Source organism: Methylobacterium sp. 174MFSha1.1 (assembly GCF_900116815.1).
Classification (GTDB): domain Bacteria; phylum Pseudomonadota; class Alphaproteobacteria; order Rhizobiales; family Beijerinckiaceae; genus Methylobacterium.
On record NZ_FPCB01000027.1, the window covers coordinates 1 to 14,967 of the forward strand.

The following is a 14,967-nucleotide window of genomic DNA, read 5'->3' on the forward strand; positions in this document are numbered from 1 at the left end:
GCGACCTTCGAGAAGACGGTCTCGAACATGCAGGAGGTGGCGGCCCGCGGCGGCAAGATCGTGCTGATCGGCGACGCGCGCGGCGCCGACGCGGCCGGCCTCGACACGCTCGCCACCCTGATGATGCCGGACCTCGACCCGGTCGTGGCGCCGATCGTCTACGCGGTGCCGGTGCAGCTGCTCGCCTACCACACCGCCGTGGTGCTCGGGAAAGACGTCGACCAGCCGAGGAACCTCGCGAAGTCCGTCACCGTGGAATGAGCCCGGCCTGCCGCGGCGGCTCGCTTCGGCGTGCCGACGCCTATCCGCGCGGCAGCGGCAGCGCCGCTGCCTCCTTCAGCGTGTCGAGCACCACCGAGGAATGGACGTGCGCCACGCTCTCGTGCGGCAGCAGCACGTCGTTGACGAGCCCGGACAGCGCCTTCAGGTCGGGCACGATCACCTTCAGCAAGTAGTCGCTGTCGCCGGTCATCACGTGGGCCTCCAGCACGCAGTCGAGGCCGCGGACCAGTTCGGCGAAGCGGCGGGCATTGTCGCGGTTGTGGGTGGCGAGCGCGACCTTGGTGAACACCGTGACGCGCAGGCCGAGCGGCTCCGGCGCCAGCTCCGCCCGGTAGCCCCGCACCACGCCGCGCTCCTCCAGCCGCAGGCGCCGGCGCGAGCACTGGCTCGGCGACAGGTGCACCCGCTCCGCCAGTTCCTGGTTGCCGAGCCGGCCATCCTCCTGCAAAGCCGCGAGGATTTTCAGGTCGAACCCGTCGAGGGTGAGAGGATCGGTCATCGAGGGCTCTGTCCATGCACGATCCGTGCATCGAGCCCGGGCCGGCGCCCGGATTTCGCACGCCCCGCGCGGTCCGTCCATGCTGTGATGCACACCATCAGCACGGAGGACAGAGATGGGCCCCTATCCGCACGACGCTCCCGCCGCCGAGGTCACCGCCCTGAACCCGATGGGCACCGACGGCTTCGAGTTCGTGGAATACGCCCATCCCGAGCCTCAGGCCCTGCACGACCTGTTTCGCGCCATGGGGTTCTCGGCGGTGGCGCGCCACCGCACCAAGGCGATCACGGTGTATCGCCAGGGCGACGTGAACTACCTCGTCAACGAGGAGCCCGGCAGCCACGGCCACCGCTTCGTCGCCGCCCACGGCCCCTGCGCCCCGTCGATGGCGTTCCGCGTCGTCGACGCGAAGGCGGCGTTCGACCGGGCGGTGTCGCTCGGCGCCGAGCCGGCCGACCCGGCGGACGGGGCAAAGACCCTCGACGTGCCGGCGATCAAGGGCATCGGCGGCTCGCTGCTCTACTTCGTGGAGACCTACGGCGCCAAGGGCTCGCCCTACGAGGCCGAGTTCGAATGGCTCGGCGAGCGCGACCCGCGGCCGGAGGGCCTGGGCCTGTTCTACCTCGACCACCTGACCCACAACGTGCATCGCGGCCGCATGGGCGTCTGGGCCGGGTTCTACGAGAAGATCTTCAACTTCCGGCAGATCCGCTACTTCGACATCGAGGGCAAGCAGACCGGCCTGTTCTCGAAGGCGCTGACCTCGCCCGACGGCAAGATCCGCATCCCGATCAACGAATCGGCCGACGCGAAGAGCCAGATCGAGGAATACCTGCACGCCTATAACGGCGAGGGCATCCAGCACATCGCCTGCGGCTGCCGCGACATCTACGCGACGATCGAGGCCCTGCGGGCCGGCGGCGTCGCCTTCATGCCCGCGCCGCCCTCGATCTACTACCGCCGCGTCGAGCATCGTCTGCCCGGCCACGGCGAGCCGCTGGAGCGGATGGAGCGCAACGGCATCCTGATCGACGGCGAGGGCGTGGTCGAGGGCGGGATGACCAAGATCCTGCTGCAGCTGTTCTCCGCCAACGCGATCGGGCCGATCTTCTTCGAGTTCATCCAGCGAAAAGGGGATGACGGCTTCGGCGAGGGCAACTTCAAGGCCTTGTTCGAATCGATCGAGGAGGACCAGATCCGCCGCGGCGTGCTGACGGCGGGCGACAGTCGCGACGCGGCGGCGTGATGCTCTCCGCCTGCCCTGAAGCGGTTTCAGCCGATAGAGGAAGCCTGATGGCGGGTGCCGGGCCGCATCGGGAATTCGCCTCCCTCGCGTTTTCGTAAGCCACCCCGCCCTTTCCCGGACGACTGAAGCGATAGCGGAAGGAGATCCGGGATCCAGCACAGAAAGTGCCGCGAAGCGGCTCTATATGCTGCACCGTCGCAGACATAGAGACGCTTCGCGACTTTTCATGCTGGATCCCGGATCTCCTTCCACTTCGTTACAGTCGTCCGGGAAAGGGGCGGGGGGCAAAACATGGAGGCCGGTTTGAGCCTGGCCGCCACGAGGCACGAGCGGGCGGTGTGCTTCCTGCCCACCATCGGGCTAGCTTAGCCCACGGCGTGGGTATGACGGCAAGCAACTTGTGGTCTCTCCCTCGGGGGACAAGGACATCCATGGCGTCTTCGATTTAGAATAATACTGAAATTCGGTCGTCCGACAGCACCGCCACCCCTCCCGACCCACCCTGTCTTTTCTCCGCCAAAACTCTCTCCGCCGGAGCGGCCCTTTGGCACGCGCCGTGACCTTGTCGCGCCCACACTTTCCCGCGTATCAGAACCCCGCGCGCCGGCCCGGCCGCGCCCCACCTCCGCCGGCGAGACCCGTCCCACCGACATGCTCAAGGCCTTCCTCGCCTATTACCGGCCGTACCGGACCCTGTTCCTCGTCGATTTCGGCTGCGCCATCCTGTCCGGCCTGCTCGAGCTCGGCTTCCCGATGGCGGTGAAGGCCTTCGTCGACGTGCTGCTGCCGCAGCAGGACTGGAGCCTGATCCTGCTCGCGGCCGTCGGGCTCGCGGCGCTCTACGTCGCCAATGCAGGATTGATGGTGGTGGTGACCTACTGGGGTCACGTGCTCGGCATCAACATCGAGACCACGATGCGGGCCCGCGCCTTCGACCACCTGCAGACGCTGTCCTTCCGCTTCTTCGACAACCAGAAGACCGGCCACCTCGTCGCCCGCGTCACGAAGGACCTGGAGGAGATCGGCGAGGTCGCCCATCACGGGCCCGAGGACCTGTTCATCGCCGTGATGACGCTCGTCGGCGCCTTCGGGCTGATGCTCACCGTCCACCCGCCGCTGGCGCTGATGACCGCCGCGATCCTGCCGGTCATCGCCTTCGTCACCGTCCGCTACGGCGGCCGCATGACCCGGAACTGGCAGGCGCAGTACGGCCGCGTCGGCGCCTTCAACGCCCGCATCGAGGAGAATGTCGGCGGCATCCGGGTGGTGAAAGCTTTCGCCAACGAGGCCCACGAGCGGCGCCTGTTCGCCGCCGACAACGAGCGCTACCGCGCCACCAAGCTCGACGCCTACAAGATCATGGCGGCGAGCCTGTCGCTCAACTATCTCGGCATGCGCCTCGTCCAGATCGTGGTGCTGCTCGGCGGCGCCGCCTACGTGGTGCGGGGCGATCTCAGCGCCGGCGGCTTCGTCGGCTTCCTGCTCCTCGTCGGGGTGTTCTACCGGCCGCTGGAGAAGATCAGCGCGGTGGTCGAGACGTATCCCAAAGGAATAGCGGGTTTCCGGCGGTACATGGCGCTGCTCGCCACGGCCCCCGACATCGTCGACCGGCCGGGCGCGATTCCCGCGCCCGCCTTCCGCGGCGAGATCCGTTTCGAGGGCGTGCAGTTCGGCTACGGCGGCCGTCCGGTGCTGGACGGGGTCGACCTCGCGGTGGGGGCCGGCGAGACCGTCGCCTTCGTCGGTCCGTCGGGGGCCGGCAAGACCACCCTGTGCTCCCTGGTGCCGCGCTTCTACGACGTCGAGGCCGGGCGCATCACCATCGACGGGCACGACATCCGCGACCTGACCCTTTCGTCGCTGCGCAGCCAGATCGGCATCGTGCAGCAGGACGTCTTCCTGTTCGCCGGCACGATCCGCGAGAACATCGCCTATGGCCGGCTCGACGCGAGCGAGGCGGAGATCCTGGAGGCGGCGCACCGCGCCCGGCTCGACGCCCTGATCGCGATGCTGCCCGACGGCCTCGACACGGTGGTGGGCGAGCGCGGCGTCAAGCTCTCCGGCGGCCAGAAGCAGCGCCTGGCGATCGCCCGGGTGTTCCTGAAGAACCCGCCGGTCCTGATCCTCGACGAGGCGACCTCGGCCCTCGACACCGAGACCGAGCGCGAGATCCAGCAGGCCCTCTCGGAACTGACCGAGGGCCGCACCACCCTCGTCATCGCCCACCGCCTCGCCACCATCCGGCACGCCGACCGCATCGCCGTAGTGTCGAACGGCCGCATCCTGGAGCAGGGCTCGCACGAGGCGCTGGTCGCGGCGAACGGCGCCTACCGGCGCCTGCACGCGGCGCAAGGAGGGATCGTCGCGGCGGAGTAGATGGTCTCAGTGCGCGGCGGTGTGGAGCGCCCAGACGTCTTCCTCGACGTCGAGCAGGGTCTCGTGCACCTGCCGCGCCAGGGCGAGCGCCGCCTCGTCGGTCGTCGCCGCGCCGCTGAAGCGGGCGATGGTCGCGAGCGACTCGACCGACAGCGCCTGCCGGAAGCGCGCGAAGCCGCCCGGACACTCCGCCTCGTAGGACAGGGCGAGGTCGCGCAGGACGTGCGCGAGCAGTTCCGCGGCGCGGGGAGGGGTGGGTGGACGGACCTTGTTAGCCGTCGCCGTGTCGTATGTCAGGATCATACGCGCACAGGTAGTACTTGATCTATGTTAGAAACACTCGGACTTACAGCCTAGGCCGTATGGCGTAGCACGCGCGCGCGAAGACGTCGCCGCCCTTCACGTAGCGGAGACGGCCCGTCCCGGAGCGAGTCGCGCAGGGTTTTTCCCGCCGCCATTCGCCACGGCGCCCAGTCGCGCGCAATAACAAAAGAGATCTATTGGTCGGCCCGCGCGCCGGATCCGCGGCATGCCGCTGGTGACGGATCGGACCGTCGGCCCGGCCGGCCGGGCTCCACGATGCCTGCGGCCGGTCGAGGCTCGCGGAGACCGGTCGCCGCGGTCGGAGAGATTGTCGGGCTCGGTGGGTGAGCCGACCGGGGGGAGGGCTCCCGCGACCCTTGTTTCTTCCGCGGACGGCCTCCGGCATCGTGTGGCCCGTCCGTCGAAGGCGCCGATCCGGCCGAGATCTTCGGGACGACGCGCCGTCCGAGACCGGGGGCGGCCGAATCGCGGGGCACCCCTCGGCACCGCCCGGCCGCGGTACCCTCGCCGCAAGGCGATCGGTCACGGACAGGCCCCGGCGCCGGGTCCGGGGCCCGTATCCAGCATCCCGGTTCACCGCCGGATGACTCGACGAGCCCCCGTGGGGCGATTGGGCGCCGCGCGGGGGAGGGGGGAGCGTCAGGTGCTCTGCAGCGCCGGGGCGAGGCGGGCCGCCGGGGTGCCGAGCCGGCCCTTGAGCAGGATGCCGCCCGCCGCGGCCAGCGCCGGCACGGCGACGATGCCGAAGGTCGCCGGCAGGCCGTAGCCGAGGCCGATCAGCGAGGCGCCGATCATCGAGCCGACCACCGAGCCGACCCGGCCGACGGCATTGGCCCAGGCGACGCCGGTCGCCCGGTTCGCGGTCGGGTAGGTGCTGGCCGCGAGCGCGTTGATGCCGATCTGCGAGCCGGCGACGCAGAAGCCGGCGCCGAACACCGCCGCCACCAGGAGGGCGACCGAGCCGGTGGAGCTGCCGATCAGCGCCACGAAGCCGGCGGCCGCGAGGTAGGACAGGCCGAGCACGGCGTGCGGGTTCACCCGGTCCATCAGCGCGCCGAGCACGAGGCCGCCGACGGTGCCGCCGGTCGCGAGCATGACCGTGACGAGGGAGGCTTCCTTGAGGGTGAGCCCGGCGCTGCTGATGATGGTGGGGAGCCAGCTCGACAGCAGGTAGAAGATCAGGAGGCTCATGAAGAACGTCACCCACAGGCACAACGTGCTGGCGACGAGGCCCGGTTGAAAGAGCTGGCCGATCGGCGAGCCTTTCGGCTTGGCGATGCCGGTGAAGACTGCACCCGAGAAGTCTTCCGCGGGGGCGATGCGCTTGAGGAGCCGGGCGACCGTCTCGGCCGGGGCCTGCTTGAGAACGAGGAAGCGGGCCGATTCCGGCAGGCCGAGGGCCAGAACCGGCACGAGGGCGAGCGGCAGCACGCCGCCGATCACCAGCACCGAGGACCAGCCGTGATCGGCGATCAGGTGCGCTGCCGCGAAGCCGCCGAGCGCCGAGCCGACGGTGAAGCCGCAGAACATCGCCATGGTGAGGAAGGAGCGGCGGTGCTCGGGGCAGTATTCCGAGGTCAGCGTGATGGCGTTCGGCATCGCGCCGCCCAAGCCCAGGCCGGTGACGAAGCGCAGCACCGTCAGCATCTCGATCGAGGTCGACCAGGCCGAGGCGAGGCTGGCGAGCCCGAAGAAGGCGGTGGTGACGACGAGCATCGCCTTGCGGCCGACCCGGTCGGCGAGCGGCCCGAACAGGAAGGCGCCGATCATCAGGCCGAACAGCCCGGCGCCGAACAACGGCGCGAGCTGGCCCTGCGTCACGCCCCACTGGGCCCGGAGTGCCGGGGCGATGTAGCCGATCGCCGCCGTGTCGAACCCGTCGATCGCGACGACGAGGAAGCACAGGAACACGATCCGCATCTGGAAGCGCGAGACCCCGTGGCGGTTGATGACGTCCTGGACGTCGATGCTGCGTGGATTGGGCATGGGTCGGGTTTCCTCCTGACGGGTTTGTTTGGGATTTTCTTGATTTTGCGCGCACTGGTGGCGCGATCTGTCCAGGAGATCGGACAGAAATCATTCTCTCGGCGTCATCCCGGGGCCGCGCAGCGGAACCCGGGATCCATAACCGCCGACGGTTCAGGACGAAGCGGATCGCTGCCCGTCTTCTCCGGGCACCTCGGCGGTTATGGATCCCGGGTTCTCGGCTTCGCCGAGCCCCGGGATGACCCTGAGGGTGGCAGGGGCGGGGTCGGCTTGCTCCCCGCCCGCATCCCCTCAGTCGACCGCCGAGGGATGTCGCGCGAGCGGGGTCACGCGCATCGTCATGAATGGGAACAGCGGCAGGCCGGACAGGATGTCGTGCAGTTCGTCGTGGCTCTCGACATCGAACACGCTGATGTTGGCGTAACGGCCGGCGACCCGCCACAGGTGGCGCCACTTGCCCTGGCGCTGGAGGTCCTGGGCCCTCGCCTTCTCGTCGGCCTTCAGCTTGGCGACATGATCGGGATCGAGGCCGTGCGGGATCGCGACGTCCATCTCGACGCAGTACAGCATGGGATCAGCTCCGGGCGTAGTGGCGCAGCTTGTCGGGATCGAGGGTCACGCCGAGGCCGGGGCCCTCGGGCAGGTGCACCGCGAAGTCGTGGAAGGCCAGCGGCTCGGTGACGAGGTCGCCGGTGAGGATCTGCGGCCCGAAATGCTCGCAGCCCCAGGCCAGCTCCCGCAGGCCCGCGAAGGCGTGGAGATGTGCCGCGGCGCCGACCGAGCTCTCGAGCAGGCAGCCGCCGTAGAGCCCGATCCCGGCGGCCTCGGCCACCGCCGCGACCTTGTGCAGGCCGATCAGGCCGCCATGCTTGACGAGCTTGAGCGAGACCGCGTCCGCGGCCGCGGCTTCGGCCACCGCCAGCATGTCGTGGGCGGTGAACACGCACTCGTCGGCGAGCAGCGGCGGCCCGTCGTCCCGCGCCCGCAGGCGCCCCATCCCGGCGATGTTCCAGGCCGGCAGCGGCTGCTCGACGAGGGCGATGCCGAGATCGGCCAGCCGCGGCAGGCAGCGGCGGGCGGTAGCCTCGTCCCAGGCCTGGTTGGCGTCGACGATGAGCGTCGCGCGGTCGGCGAGCGCCTTCGACAGGCGGGCGAGCCGCGCGAGGTCGGCCTCCGGCGCGAGCGCGCCGATCTTGATCTTGAAGGTGCGGTGGAGCCGCGCCGCGAGCTTGGCCTCGGCCTCGGCGATCTCCTGGTCGGGATCGCCGGAGGCGAGCGTCCACAGGACCGGGAAGCTCGTGCGCACCGCCCCGCCGAGGAGCGCGGCGACCGGCAGGCCGAAGCTCTGGCCCACGGCGTCGAACAGGGCGGTCTCCAGCGCCGCCTTGGCGGCGTTGTTGCGCTTGGCCGCGGCGTCCAGGCGCTCGCCGGCGGCGACGAAGCGGTCGGCCGGCTGCCCGATCAGGGCGGGGGCGAGGTAAGTGTCGATGGTGGCCTTGATGCCCTCGACGCTCTCCTCGCTCCAGCGCGGCCCGCCGAGGGTCGCCGCCTCGCCGATGCCCTCGACGCCATTGGCGAGGCGAAGCTGGACGATGACGTAGCTCTGCGCGGTGACCGAGGTCTGGGAGAGCTTGTGCTTCCGCACGGTGGGGACGTCGACGATCGTGGTGCGGATCTCGGCGACCGCGAGGTCTCGGGTGGGCGCGTGGTGCACGGCGTCGTGGAGCTGGTTCTTGGCGAGCATGGAGGGTCTCGGGGATGTGTGGGGGCGTTCGATGGGCGTCGGGGCCGGATGGCCAGGGCGGAGCCTCCGGCGCAGTCCCAACCCTCCCCCCTCTGCGGGGGAGGGTGGCCCCCGCGTCAGCGGGGGTCGGGAGAGGGGGCGACGCTTCCGGAGAGGTCGCGCGTTCGATGAAGGGCGCCACATCCTGAAGCGTCGCGCTGCCCCTCTCCCGGCCTGCGCCGCAGGCCACCCTCCCCCGCAGAGGGGGGAGGGTTTTCGGCGTCGCGCCTTAAGCGGCCTCGGCGTGCGGCCGGACCACCACCGGATCGGGCGCGTGCGCCACCTCCGGGTTGAGCGCGAAGTCGAAGCGGATGGTCGAGAACGGCCCCTCCAGCCCCGCCGCCGTCACCGCCGCCTGGTCGGTGACCCGCACCACCTCGGCGATCAGCCCGTCGCGGGTGGCGAAGGCGAAGTCGTCGTGCAGGTAGGGATCGTCCGAGAGGTTGATCTGCGTCGTCAGCTGCCGGTGGCCGGGGCCGGAGACGAAGAAGTGGATATGGGCCGGGCGCTGGCCGTGGCGGCCGAGCTGGTCCAGCAGCTTCTGGGTCTGGCCCTGCGGCGGGCAGCCGTAGCCCTTCGGCAGGATGCTGCGGAAGCGATAGCGGCCCTCAGCATCGGTCTCGATGCGCCGGCGCAGGTTCCAGGTGCTCTGGCCCTTGTCGAACACCGAGTAGTTGCCGAGCGTGTTGGCGTGCCAGACATCGACGATGGCGCCCGCCACCGGCGCGCCGTTCTCGCCGGTCACCTGGCCCTCGACGATCAGCACCTCGCCGTCCTCCGGGTCGTCGTCGAGGCGCGCCTCGCCCTTCGCCAGCGGCGCGCCGGCGACGTAGAGCGGGCCCTCGATGGTGCGCGGCGTGCCGCCCTCGATGCCCGCGGCCCGCTCCTTCGCGTCGATGCACAGGTCGATGAAGTGCTCGATGCCGAGGCCCGGCATCAGCAGGCCGAACTCGTTCTTCTGACCGGTCTCGGTCAGGTAGCTCATCGCGGTCCAGAACTCGCTCGGGGTCACGTCGAGATCCTCGACGATCCGGCAGGCATCCTCGACGACACGGCGCACGATCTGCTTCATGCGCGGGTTGCCGGTCTCGGTCGAGAGACCCGCAACCTTGTCGAACAGTCCTTGAGCCTCGGCGGAATCGGTGATCGGTGACGGCGTGGTCATCGGCGTTTCCTCTTTTGTGCTTGGGTGAAGGATTATCCGAGGTCGCCCCCGGCCACCGGCAGGGTGATTCCGGTGACGTAGGAGGCCTCGTCGGAGGCGAGGAACAGGATCGCGGCGGCCTGCTCGGCGGCAGTGCCGTAGCGGTGCATCAGGCTCGACGCCTTGGTCTGGGCCACCACCTCGGCGATCCAGGCCCGCTCCTGCTCGCTCGGCGGGGTCGGGTTGCGGGCGATGCGCCGGGGCGGCGCCTCGGTGCCGCCGGGCGCCACCGCGTTCACCCGGATGCCGTGCTCGGCGTACTCGACGGCGAGGCAGGCGGTGATGGCGTTCACCCCGCCCTTGGCGGCGGCGTAGGGAACGCGGTTGACGCCCCGCGTCGCCACCGACGACACGTTGACGATGCTGCCGCCGCCACCCGCCAGCAGGTGCGGCAGCGCCGCCCGGCAGCACCACAGGGTCGGGTAGAGCGAGCGCCGGATCTCGGCCTCGACCTCGTGCGGGGCGTAATGCGCGAACGGCTTGAACCAGATCGAGCCGCCGACATTGTTGACCAGCACGTCGAGCCGGCCGAACCGCGCCACCGCCGCGGCCATCACGGCGTCGCAGCCGTCAAAGCTCTCGACGTCGGCGAGCTGAACCGCGGCCTTGGCGCCGAGGTCGCGGGCCTCGGCGGCCGTCTCCTCGACGATCTCCGAGCGGTCGGTGAGGAGGAGGGCGGCGCCCTCGCGAGCGAGCCGTAAGGAGACCTCGCGGCCGATGCCCTGCGCGGCCCCGGTCACCACCGCGACCTTGCCCGCGAAGCGGTCCGGCGAGACGAAACCGCTCATGCCCCACCCCCGACGCCGCTCGCCGCGAACTTCTCGTAGTGGAAGCTCGCCGGGCTCAAACCCCGCTCGGCGAAGGTCTTGCGGACCGCGTCGACCATCGCGGGCGGGCCGCACAGATAGGTGTCGATGTCGCCGCCATGCAGGTGCGCGTCGGCGAGGTGCTCGGTGACGTAGCCCCGCTTCGGATGCTGGCTCTCCGGGGAGGCCACGCAGGTCTCGAAGCTGAAGCCCGGGATCTTCGCCGCCGCGTCGTCGAGGGCGCCGGTCTCGACGAGGTCGGCGTCGTGCGTGACCCCGTAGACGAGGTGGATCGGCTGGTCCGCCCCGGTCTCCGCGACCTTGCCGAGCATCGACAGGAACGGCGCCAGGCCGGTGCCGCCGGCGAGCATCAGCACCGGGCGGCGGATCTCGCGGAGATAGAAGCTGCCCGACGGGCCGGTCAGGTCGAGGGTGTCGCCCTCCCGCGCGCCCTCCGCGAGGTAGGTGCTCATCAACCCGCCCGGGATGTTGCGGATCAGGAACTCGGCCTTCGCGCTGCCCGGGACCGAGCTGAACGAGTAGGACCGCGCCAGGGCGCTGCCCGGCACCGCGATGTTGACGTACTGCCCCGGCAGGAAGCCGACCGGCTCCTCGGTCTCGAGCTTGAGCCCGAAGGTGGTGTCGGAGAGCCGCCGGACCGCCGAGACCCGGCCCTTGAGGGCGGCGGCCTTCGTCTTGCAGACCTCCGAGGACGCCGCGATGGCGAGAACGAGGTCGGTCTTCGGCCGCATCTGGCAGGCGAGGCCGTAGCCCTCGGCCGCCTCCTCGTCGGAGAGCGCGTCCTCGATGTAGCTGCCCGGATCGAACCGGCCGGATTCGCACCGGACCCGGCAGGTGCCGCAGGCGCCGTCCCGGCAATCGAGCGGAATGTTGATGCCGAGGCGGTAGGAGGCATCCGCCACCGTCTCGCCGGGGCGGCAGGCGATGAAGCGGGTGACCCCGTCCTCGAAATTGAGCGCGACGTTCTGCATGGCGCCCTCCCTAGATATGATAGACGTCGATGACGTGGTGGATGTAGTCGTTCTTGAGGACGACCTTCTTGGTCTTGATCAGCGGCGCCTCACCGCTGGTGTCCAGGGTGTAGAACGACGTGCCGAAATGCGTGTCGACCGTCTTGTAGCGGTAGTTGAAGGTGAGCCAGTTGAAGCGGAGCTTTACGGTCGTCTCGTCCTGCTCCAGGATCTCGACGTTGGAGATGTTGTGCGAGGTGCGCGGCTCCGGCAGGCTGGTGGCGCTGGACCGCTCGGTGCGGATGCGGAACACCCGGTCCTCCAGGCCGCTGCGGCTGTCGTAGTAGATCAGCGAGACATCGGTCTGCGGGTTGCTGACGAGCTGGTCGTCGTCGTCCCAGGACGGCATCCAGAACTCGACGTCGGGGGCGTAGAGCGCCAGCCAGGCGTCGAAGTCGCGGTCGTCGAGGAAGCGGGCCTCGCGGTAGAGGAATTGCTGCACCTGCTCCAGGGTGAGGGGCATCGGGGGCTCCTTGAGGGCGTGCGGGGGCGCTCGGCGCCCCGGAGGGGGCGGCGCCGTCGGTGTTTCGATGTGGGTGATGAGTCCGGCTCCCGACCCCTCCCTCCTCTGCGGGGGAGGGTGCCCCACGGAGTGGGGCGGGAGAGGGGGCGACGCTTCCGGAGAGGTCGCGCGCTCAATGAAGGGCGAACCCTGGACCAGCGTCGCGGTCCCCTCTCCCGGCCGGCTCCGCCGGCCACCCTCCCCCGCGGAGGGGGGAGGGTTCAGGCGGCGTGGCGCCCTACGGCAGGTGCCGCCGCATCGTGTCCATCCAGTAGCGGTGCTGGATCGCGAACAGGCCCTCGTCCTCGGTCTTGACCCCGCTCAAGAGCGGCTTCAGCCCGATCGCCTTCGCGCCCTCGTCCGCGCCCTCGATCCAGTGCTCGGCGCCGCGGCAGAGGTCGTTCCACTGCGCCGCGCGGCCGCGATAACCGATCTGGCAGGCGCGGAACTCCTCGAGGTCGTCCGGGGTCGCCATGCCGCTGGCGTTGAAGAAGTCCTCGTACTGGCGGATCCGCCGGGTCCGGGCCTCCGGCGCCTCGCCCTTCGGGGCGATGCAGTAGATCGTCACCTCGGTCTTATCGACGGCGATCGGCCGGTAGGTGCGGATCTGCGACGAGAACTGGTCCATCAGGTAGACGTTCGGATAGAGGCAGAGGTTGCGCGAGCGGCTGATCATCCAGTCCGCCATTGCCTGCCCGTGCTGGTCCGCCAGCTCGGCCCGCCGGTCCCAGTTCGGCCGGTCTTCCGGGTTCGACCAGGTGGTCCAGAGCAGCAGGTGGCCGTGCTCGAACGAGTAGAACCCGCCGCCCTGCTTCGCCCAGCCGCCCGCATCCATGGCGCGGGTCTTGTCGACGACGTGCGATTCCTTGCGCCGGCTGGTGGTGGCGGCGTAGTTCCAGTGCGTCGCCGAGACGTGGTAGCCGTCGGCGCCGTTCTCGGTCTGGAGCTTCCAGTTGCCGTCGTAGACGTAGGTCGAGGAGCCGCGCAGCACCTCCAGCCCGTCCGGCGACTGGTCGACGATCATGTCGATGATGCGCTTGGCCTCGCCGAGATGCTCGGAGAGCGGCTTCACGTCGGCGTTGAGGCTGCCGAACAGGAAGCCGCGGTAGTTCTCGAACCGCGCCACCTTGGTCATGTCGTGCGAGCCGTCGCGGTTGAAGCTCTCGGGGTAGCCGGCGCCCTCCGGATCCTTCACCTTCAGGAGCTTGCCGCCGTTGCTGAAGGTCCAGCCGTGGAACGGGCAGGTGAAGGTCGCCTTGTTGCCGCGCTTGTGCCGGCACACCATCGCGCCGCGGTGGCTGCAGGCATTGACGAAGGCCTGCAACTCGCCCTTGCGGTTGCGGGTGATCACCACCGGCTGGCGGCCCATGAAGGTGGTGAAGTAGTCGTTCGGGTTTGGGATCTGGCTCTCATGGGCCATGTAGATCCAGTTGCCCTCGAAGATGTGCTGCATCTCCAGCTCGAAGAGGTCGGGATCGGTGAAGATGTCCCGCCGGCAGCGATAGGTGCCGGTCTCGGCGTTCTCCTCGACCGCGCCCTCGACCACCTGATGCAGATCGTCCAGCATGATGTTCTCCCTGCCGCTCCGGCTGTTTCGGGACGAGAGGGAGCGTTGCCGGTCCACGCGCTGTGCGGGCCGGCTCGGACCTGTCTCTCGTCTTGCGCAGGGTGGCGTGGTCTCGGATGGACTGTGTCGTCCCGAGCCTCGCTCGCGCCCTGAGCGTTTCCTCTTTCTCCAGTTCTAAGGAACGGGCATACCGAGGTCCAAGACCGATTGGGAACAAAACCATTCCTGGGAGGAATGATTGGAGCTGCGCCACCTGCGCTACTTCGTGGCCGTCGCGCGCGAGCAGAGCTTCACCCGCGCGGCCGAGGCGATGCACGTCGCCCAGCCGGCCTTGAGCAAGCAGGTGCAGCAATTCGAGGAGGAGTTCGGCCTGGCGCTGATCGAGCGCGGCTCGCGGCCGGTGCGGCTGACCGAGCCGGGCCGGGTGATCTACGAGCAGGCGCTCCAGATCCTGGAGCGGGTCGACGACTTGCGCGAGACCGGCCGGCGCCTGCGCGTCGCCGAGCGCAACAGTTTTCGCATCGGCTTCGTCGCCTCGACGCTCTACGGCCGCCTGCCGGAGATCCTGCGCGGCTACCGGATGAAGCGCCCGGACGTCGACATGACGCTTCTGGAACTGCTCACCCTGGAGCAGATCGCGGCGCTGAAAGAGGGCCGGATCGATGTCGGCTTCGGGCGGGTCGAGATCGAGGACCCGGCGATCACCCGGGTGCTCCTGCGCAACGAGAAGCTGATCGTCGCGGTGCCGATGGCCTGGGACGCCGCCCGCCCGGCGGGTCCGCTGAAGTTGCACGACCTCGCCGACACGGCGCTGATCCTCTACCCGAAGAGCGCCCGGCCCAACAACGCCGACCGGATCCTGGCGCTGTTTCGCGAGCACGGGGTGCGCCCGCCGGTGATCCACGAGGTGCGCGAGCTCCAGACCGCGCTCGGTTTGGTCGCAGCGGAGGCCGGCGTGTGCGTGGTGCCGGCCTCGATCGAGCGCCTGCGCCGCGACGGCGTCGCCTACCGGCCCCTCGACGAGGAGCGGGCGCTGATCCCGGTGATCATGAGCTACCGCAAGAACGATCCCTCGCCGGAAATCGGGCTGATCCTGCAATGCGTGCGGGAGGATTACGAGCGGGAAGGGTTGGCGTTCGGGGTGTGAGGATGAATTTTAGGATTGCTTGTTCCATCCCATCCTCGACCTCAGGATGAGGTCGCGGGTGTGATATGAAACGGGCGGTCATGGGTGTGACAGAGCACGCAACATCACGGAATAGTCTATCCCGCTGACGCCTGTCCCACCCTCCGCGTCATTCCGGGGCCGCGCAGCGGAGCCCGGAATCCAGAACCGCCGGTGTTTCGGAAACGGGCGGAAC

13 protein-coding genes and 1 pseudogene are annotated in these 14,967 nt (G+C 69.6%); 4 read left to right on the forward strand and 10 right to left on the reverse strand.

Going from position 1 to position 14,967, the window contains the following annotated elements; translation table 11 throughout:
* Positions 1-261: pseudogene (locus BM430_RS22295) on the forward strand (glutamine--fructose-6-phosphate aminotransferase); the annotation flags it as partial.
* 40 nt (positions 262-301) lie between these two features.
* Here the strand turns inward: BM430_RS22295 and BM430_RS22300 are convergent.
* Entirely contained in the window at positions 302-781 is a 480-nt protein-coding gene (locus BM430_RS22300) for an Lrp/AsnC family transcriptional regulator (protein WP_093569444.1), read from the reverse strand.
* A gap of 115 nt (positions 782-896) precedes the next feature.
* Between BM430_RS22300 and hppD the strand changes: the two genes are divergently transcribed.
* Together hppD and BM430_RS22310 are read left to right on the forward strand one after the other, a co-directional pair.
* Positions 897-2,027: a 4-hydroxyphenylpyruvate dioxygenase gene (hppD, locus tag BM430_RS22305; protein ID WP_093569445.1), complete on the forward strand. Its 1,131-nt coding sequence runs from the start codon at positions 897-899 to the stop codon at positions 2,025-2,027.
* Between the two features lie 651 nt (positions 2,028-2,678).
* Positions 2,679-4,403 (forward strand): ABC transporter ATP-binding protein, encoded by a 1,725-nt coding sequence (locus tag BM430_RS22310; protein ID WP_093569446.1) that lies wholly within the window; start codon positions 2,679-2,681, stop codon positions 4,401-4,403.
* Between the two features lie 6 nt (positions 4,404-4,409).
* Here BM430_RS22310 and BM430_RS22315 read toward each other — a convergent pair whose 3' ends face one another.
* The 9 genes from BM430_RS22315 to benA all read right to left on the reverse strand — a co-directional run bounded on the left by BM430_RS22315 (position 4,410) and on the right by benA (position 13,606).
* Positions 4,410-4,706: a hypothetical protein gene (locus tag BM430_RS22315; protein ID WP_093569447.1), complete on the reverse strand. Its 297-nt coding sequence runs from the start codon at positions 4,704-4,706 to the stop codon at positions 4,410-4,412.
* A gap of 660 nt (positions 4,707-5,366) precedes the next feature.
* Positions 5,367-6,713 (reverse strand): MFS transporter, encoded by a 1,347-nt coding sequence (locus BM430_RS22320; RefSeq protein ID WP_093569448.1) that lies wholly within the window; start codon positions 6,711-6,713, stop codon positions 5,367-5,369.
* A 291-nt stretch (positions 6,714-7,004) separates the two neighbouring features.
* The gene (gene catC, locus BM430_RS22325; protein WP_093569449.1) at positions 7,005-7,283 is read right to left on the reverse strand and encodes a muconolactone Delta-isomerase; all 279 of its coding nucleotides are present in this window, start codon (positions 7,281-7,283) and stop codon (positions 7,005-7,007) included.
* 4 nt (positions 7,284-7,287) lie between these two features.
* On the reverse strand, positions 7,288-8,457 hold the full coding sequence (locus BM430_RS22330; RefSeq protein ID WP_093569450.1) for a muconate/chloromuconate family cycloisomerase: 1,170 nt from the start codon (positions 8,455-8,457) through the stop codon (positions 7,288-7,290).
* 268 nt (positions 8,458-8,725) lie between these two features.
* Positions 8,726-9,661, reverse strand: a complete 936-nt coding sequence (gene catA, locus BM430_RS22335) for a catechol 1,2-dioxygenase (protein ID WP_093569451.1) — start codon at positions 9,659-9,661, stop codon at positions 8,726-8,728.
* 32 nt (positions 9,662-9,693) lie between these two features.
* A complete protein-coding gene (locus BM430_RS22340) occupies positions 9,694-10,488 on the reverse strand; it encodes a 1,6-dihydroxycyclohexa-2,4-diene-1-carboxylate dehydrogenase (RefSeq protein WP_093569452.1) in 795 nt (264 codons plus the stop codon).
* On the reverse strand, positions 10,485-11,498 hold the full coding sequence (gene benC / locus BM430_RS22345; protein WP_093569453.1) for a benzoate 1,2-dioxygenase electron transfer component BenC: 1,014 nt from the start codon (positions 11,496-11,498) through the stop codon (positions 10,485-10,487). Before benC ends, BM430_RS22340 begins: the two co-directional genes overlap by 4 nt.
* A 10-nt stretch (positions 11,499-11,508) precedes the next feature.
* Entirely contained in the window at positions 11,509-12,000 is a 492-nt protein-coding gene (gene benB, locus BM430_RS22350) for a benzoate 1,2-dioxygenase small subunit (RefSeq protein WP_093569454.1), read from the reverse strand.
* A gap of 277 nt (positions 12,001-12,277) precedes the next feature.
* A complete protein-coding gene (benA, locus tag BM430_RS22355) occupies positions 12,278-13,606 on the reverse strand; it encodes a benzoate 1,2-dioxygenase large subunit (RefSeq protein WP_093569455.1) in 1,329 nt (442 codons plus the stop codon).
* A gap of 238 nt (positions 13,607-13,844) precedes the next feature.
* On the opposite strand from benA, the gene BM430_RS22360 reads away from it, so the two are divergent.
* Positions 13,845-14,753 carry a LysR family transcriptional regulator gene (locus BM430_RS22360; protein ID WP_093569456.1) on the forward strand — a complete coding sequence of 303 codons (909 nt, stop codon included), beginning with the start codon at positions 13,845-13,847 and terminating at the stop codon, positions 14,751-14,753.
* The last annotated feature ends 214 nt before the right edge of the window (positions 14,754-14,967 follow it).

What these genes read in the sequence shown, in the direction of transcription:
- BM430_RS22330 (WP_093569450.1), bottom strand. Translation starts at nt 8,457, where the DNA reads ATGCTCGCCAAGAACCAGCTCCACGACGCCGTGCACCACGCGCCCACC.
- benB (WP_093569454.1), bottom strand. Translation starts at nt 12,000, where the DNA reads ATGCCCCTCACCCTGGAGCAGGTGCAGCAATTCCTCTACCGCGAGGCC.
- BM430_RS22310 (WP_093569446.1), top strand. Translation starts at nt 2,679, where the DNA reads ATGCTCAAGGCCTTCCTCGCCTATTACCGGCCGTACCGGACCCTGTTC.
- hppD (WP_093569445.1), top strand. Translation starts at nt 897, where the DNA reads ATGGGCCCCTATCCGCACGACGCTCCCGCCGCCGAGGTCACCGCCCTG.
- BM430_RS22300 (WP_093569444.1), bottom strand. Translation starts at nt 781, where the DNA reads ATGACCGATCCTCTCACCCTCGACGGGTTCGACCTGAAAATCCTCGCG.
- BM430_RS22315 (WP_093569447.1), bottom strand. Translation starts at nt 4,706, where the DNA reads ATGATCCTGACATACGACACGGCGACGGCTAACAAGGTCCGTCCACCC.
- benA (WP_093569455.1), bottom strand. Translation starts at nt 13,606, where the DNA reads ATGCTGGACGATCTGCATCAGGTGGTCGAGGGCGCGGTCGAGGAGAAC.
- catC (WP_093569449.1), bottom strand. Translation starts at nt 7,283, where the DNA reads ATGCTGTACTGCGTCGAGATGGACGTCGCGATCCCGCACGGCCTCGAT.
- BM430_RS22340 (WP_093569452.1), bottom strand. Translation starts at nt 10,488, where the DNA reads ATGAGCGGTTTCGTCTCGCCGGACCGCTTCGCGGGCAAGGTCGCGGTG.
- benC (WP_093569453.1), bottom strand. Translation starts at nt 11,498, where the DNA reads ATGCAGAACGTCGCGCTCAATTTCGAGGACGGGGTCACCCGCTTCATC.
- BM430_RS22320 (WP_093569448.1), bottom strand. Translation starts at nt 6,713, where the DNA reads ATGCCCAATCCACGCAGCATCGACGTCCAGGACGTCATCAACCGCCAC.
- catA (WP_093569451.1), bottom strand. Translation starts at nt 9,661, where the DNA reads ATGACCACGCCGTCACCGATCACCGATTCCGCCGAGGCTCAAGGACTG.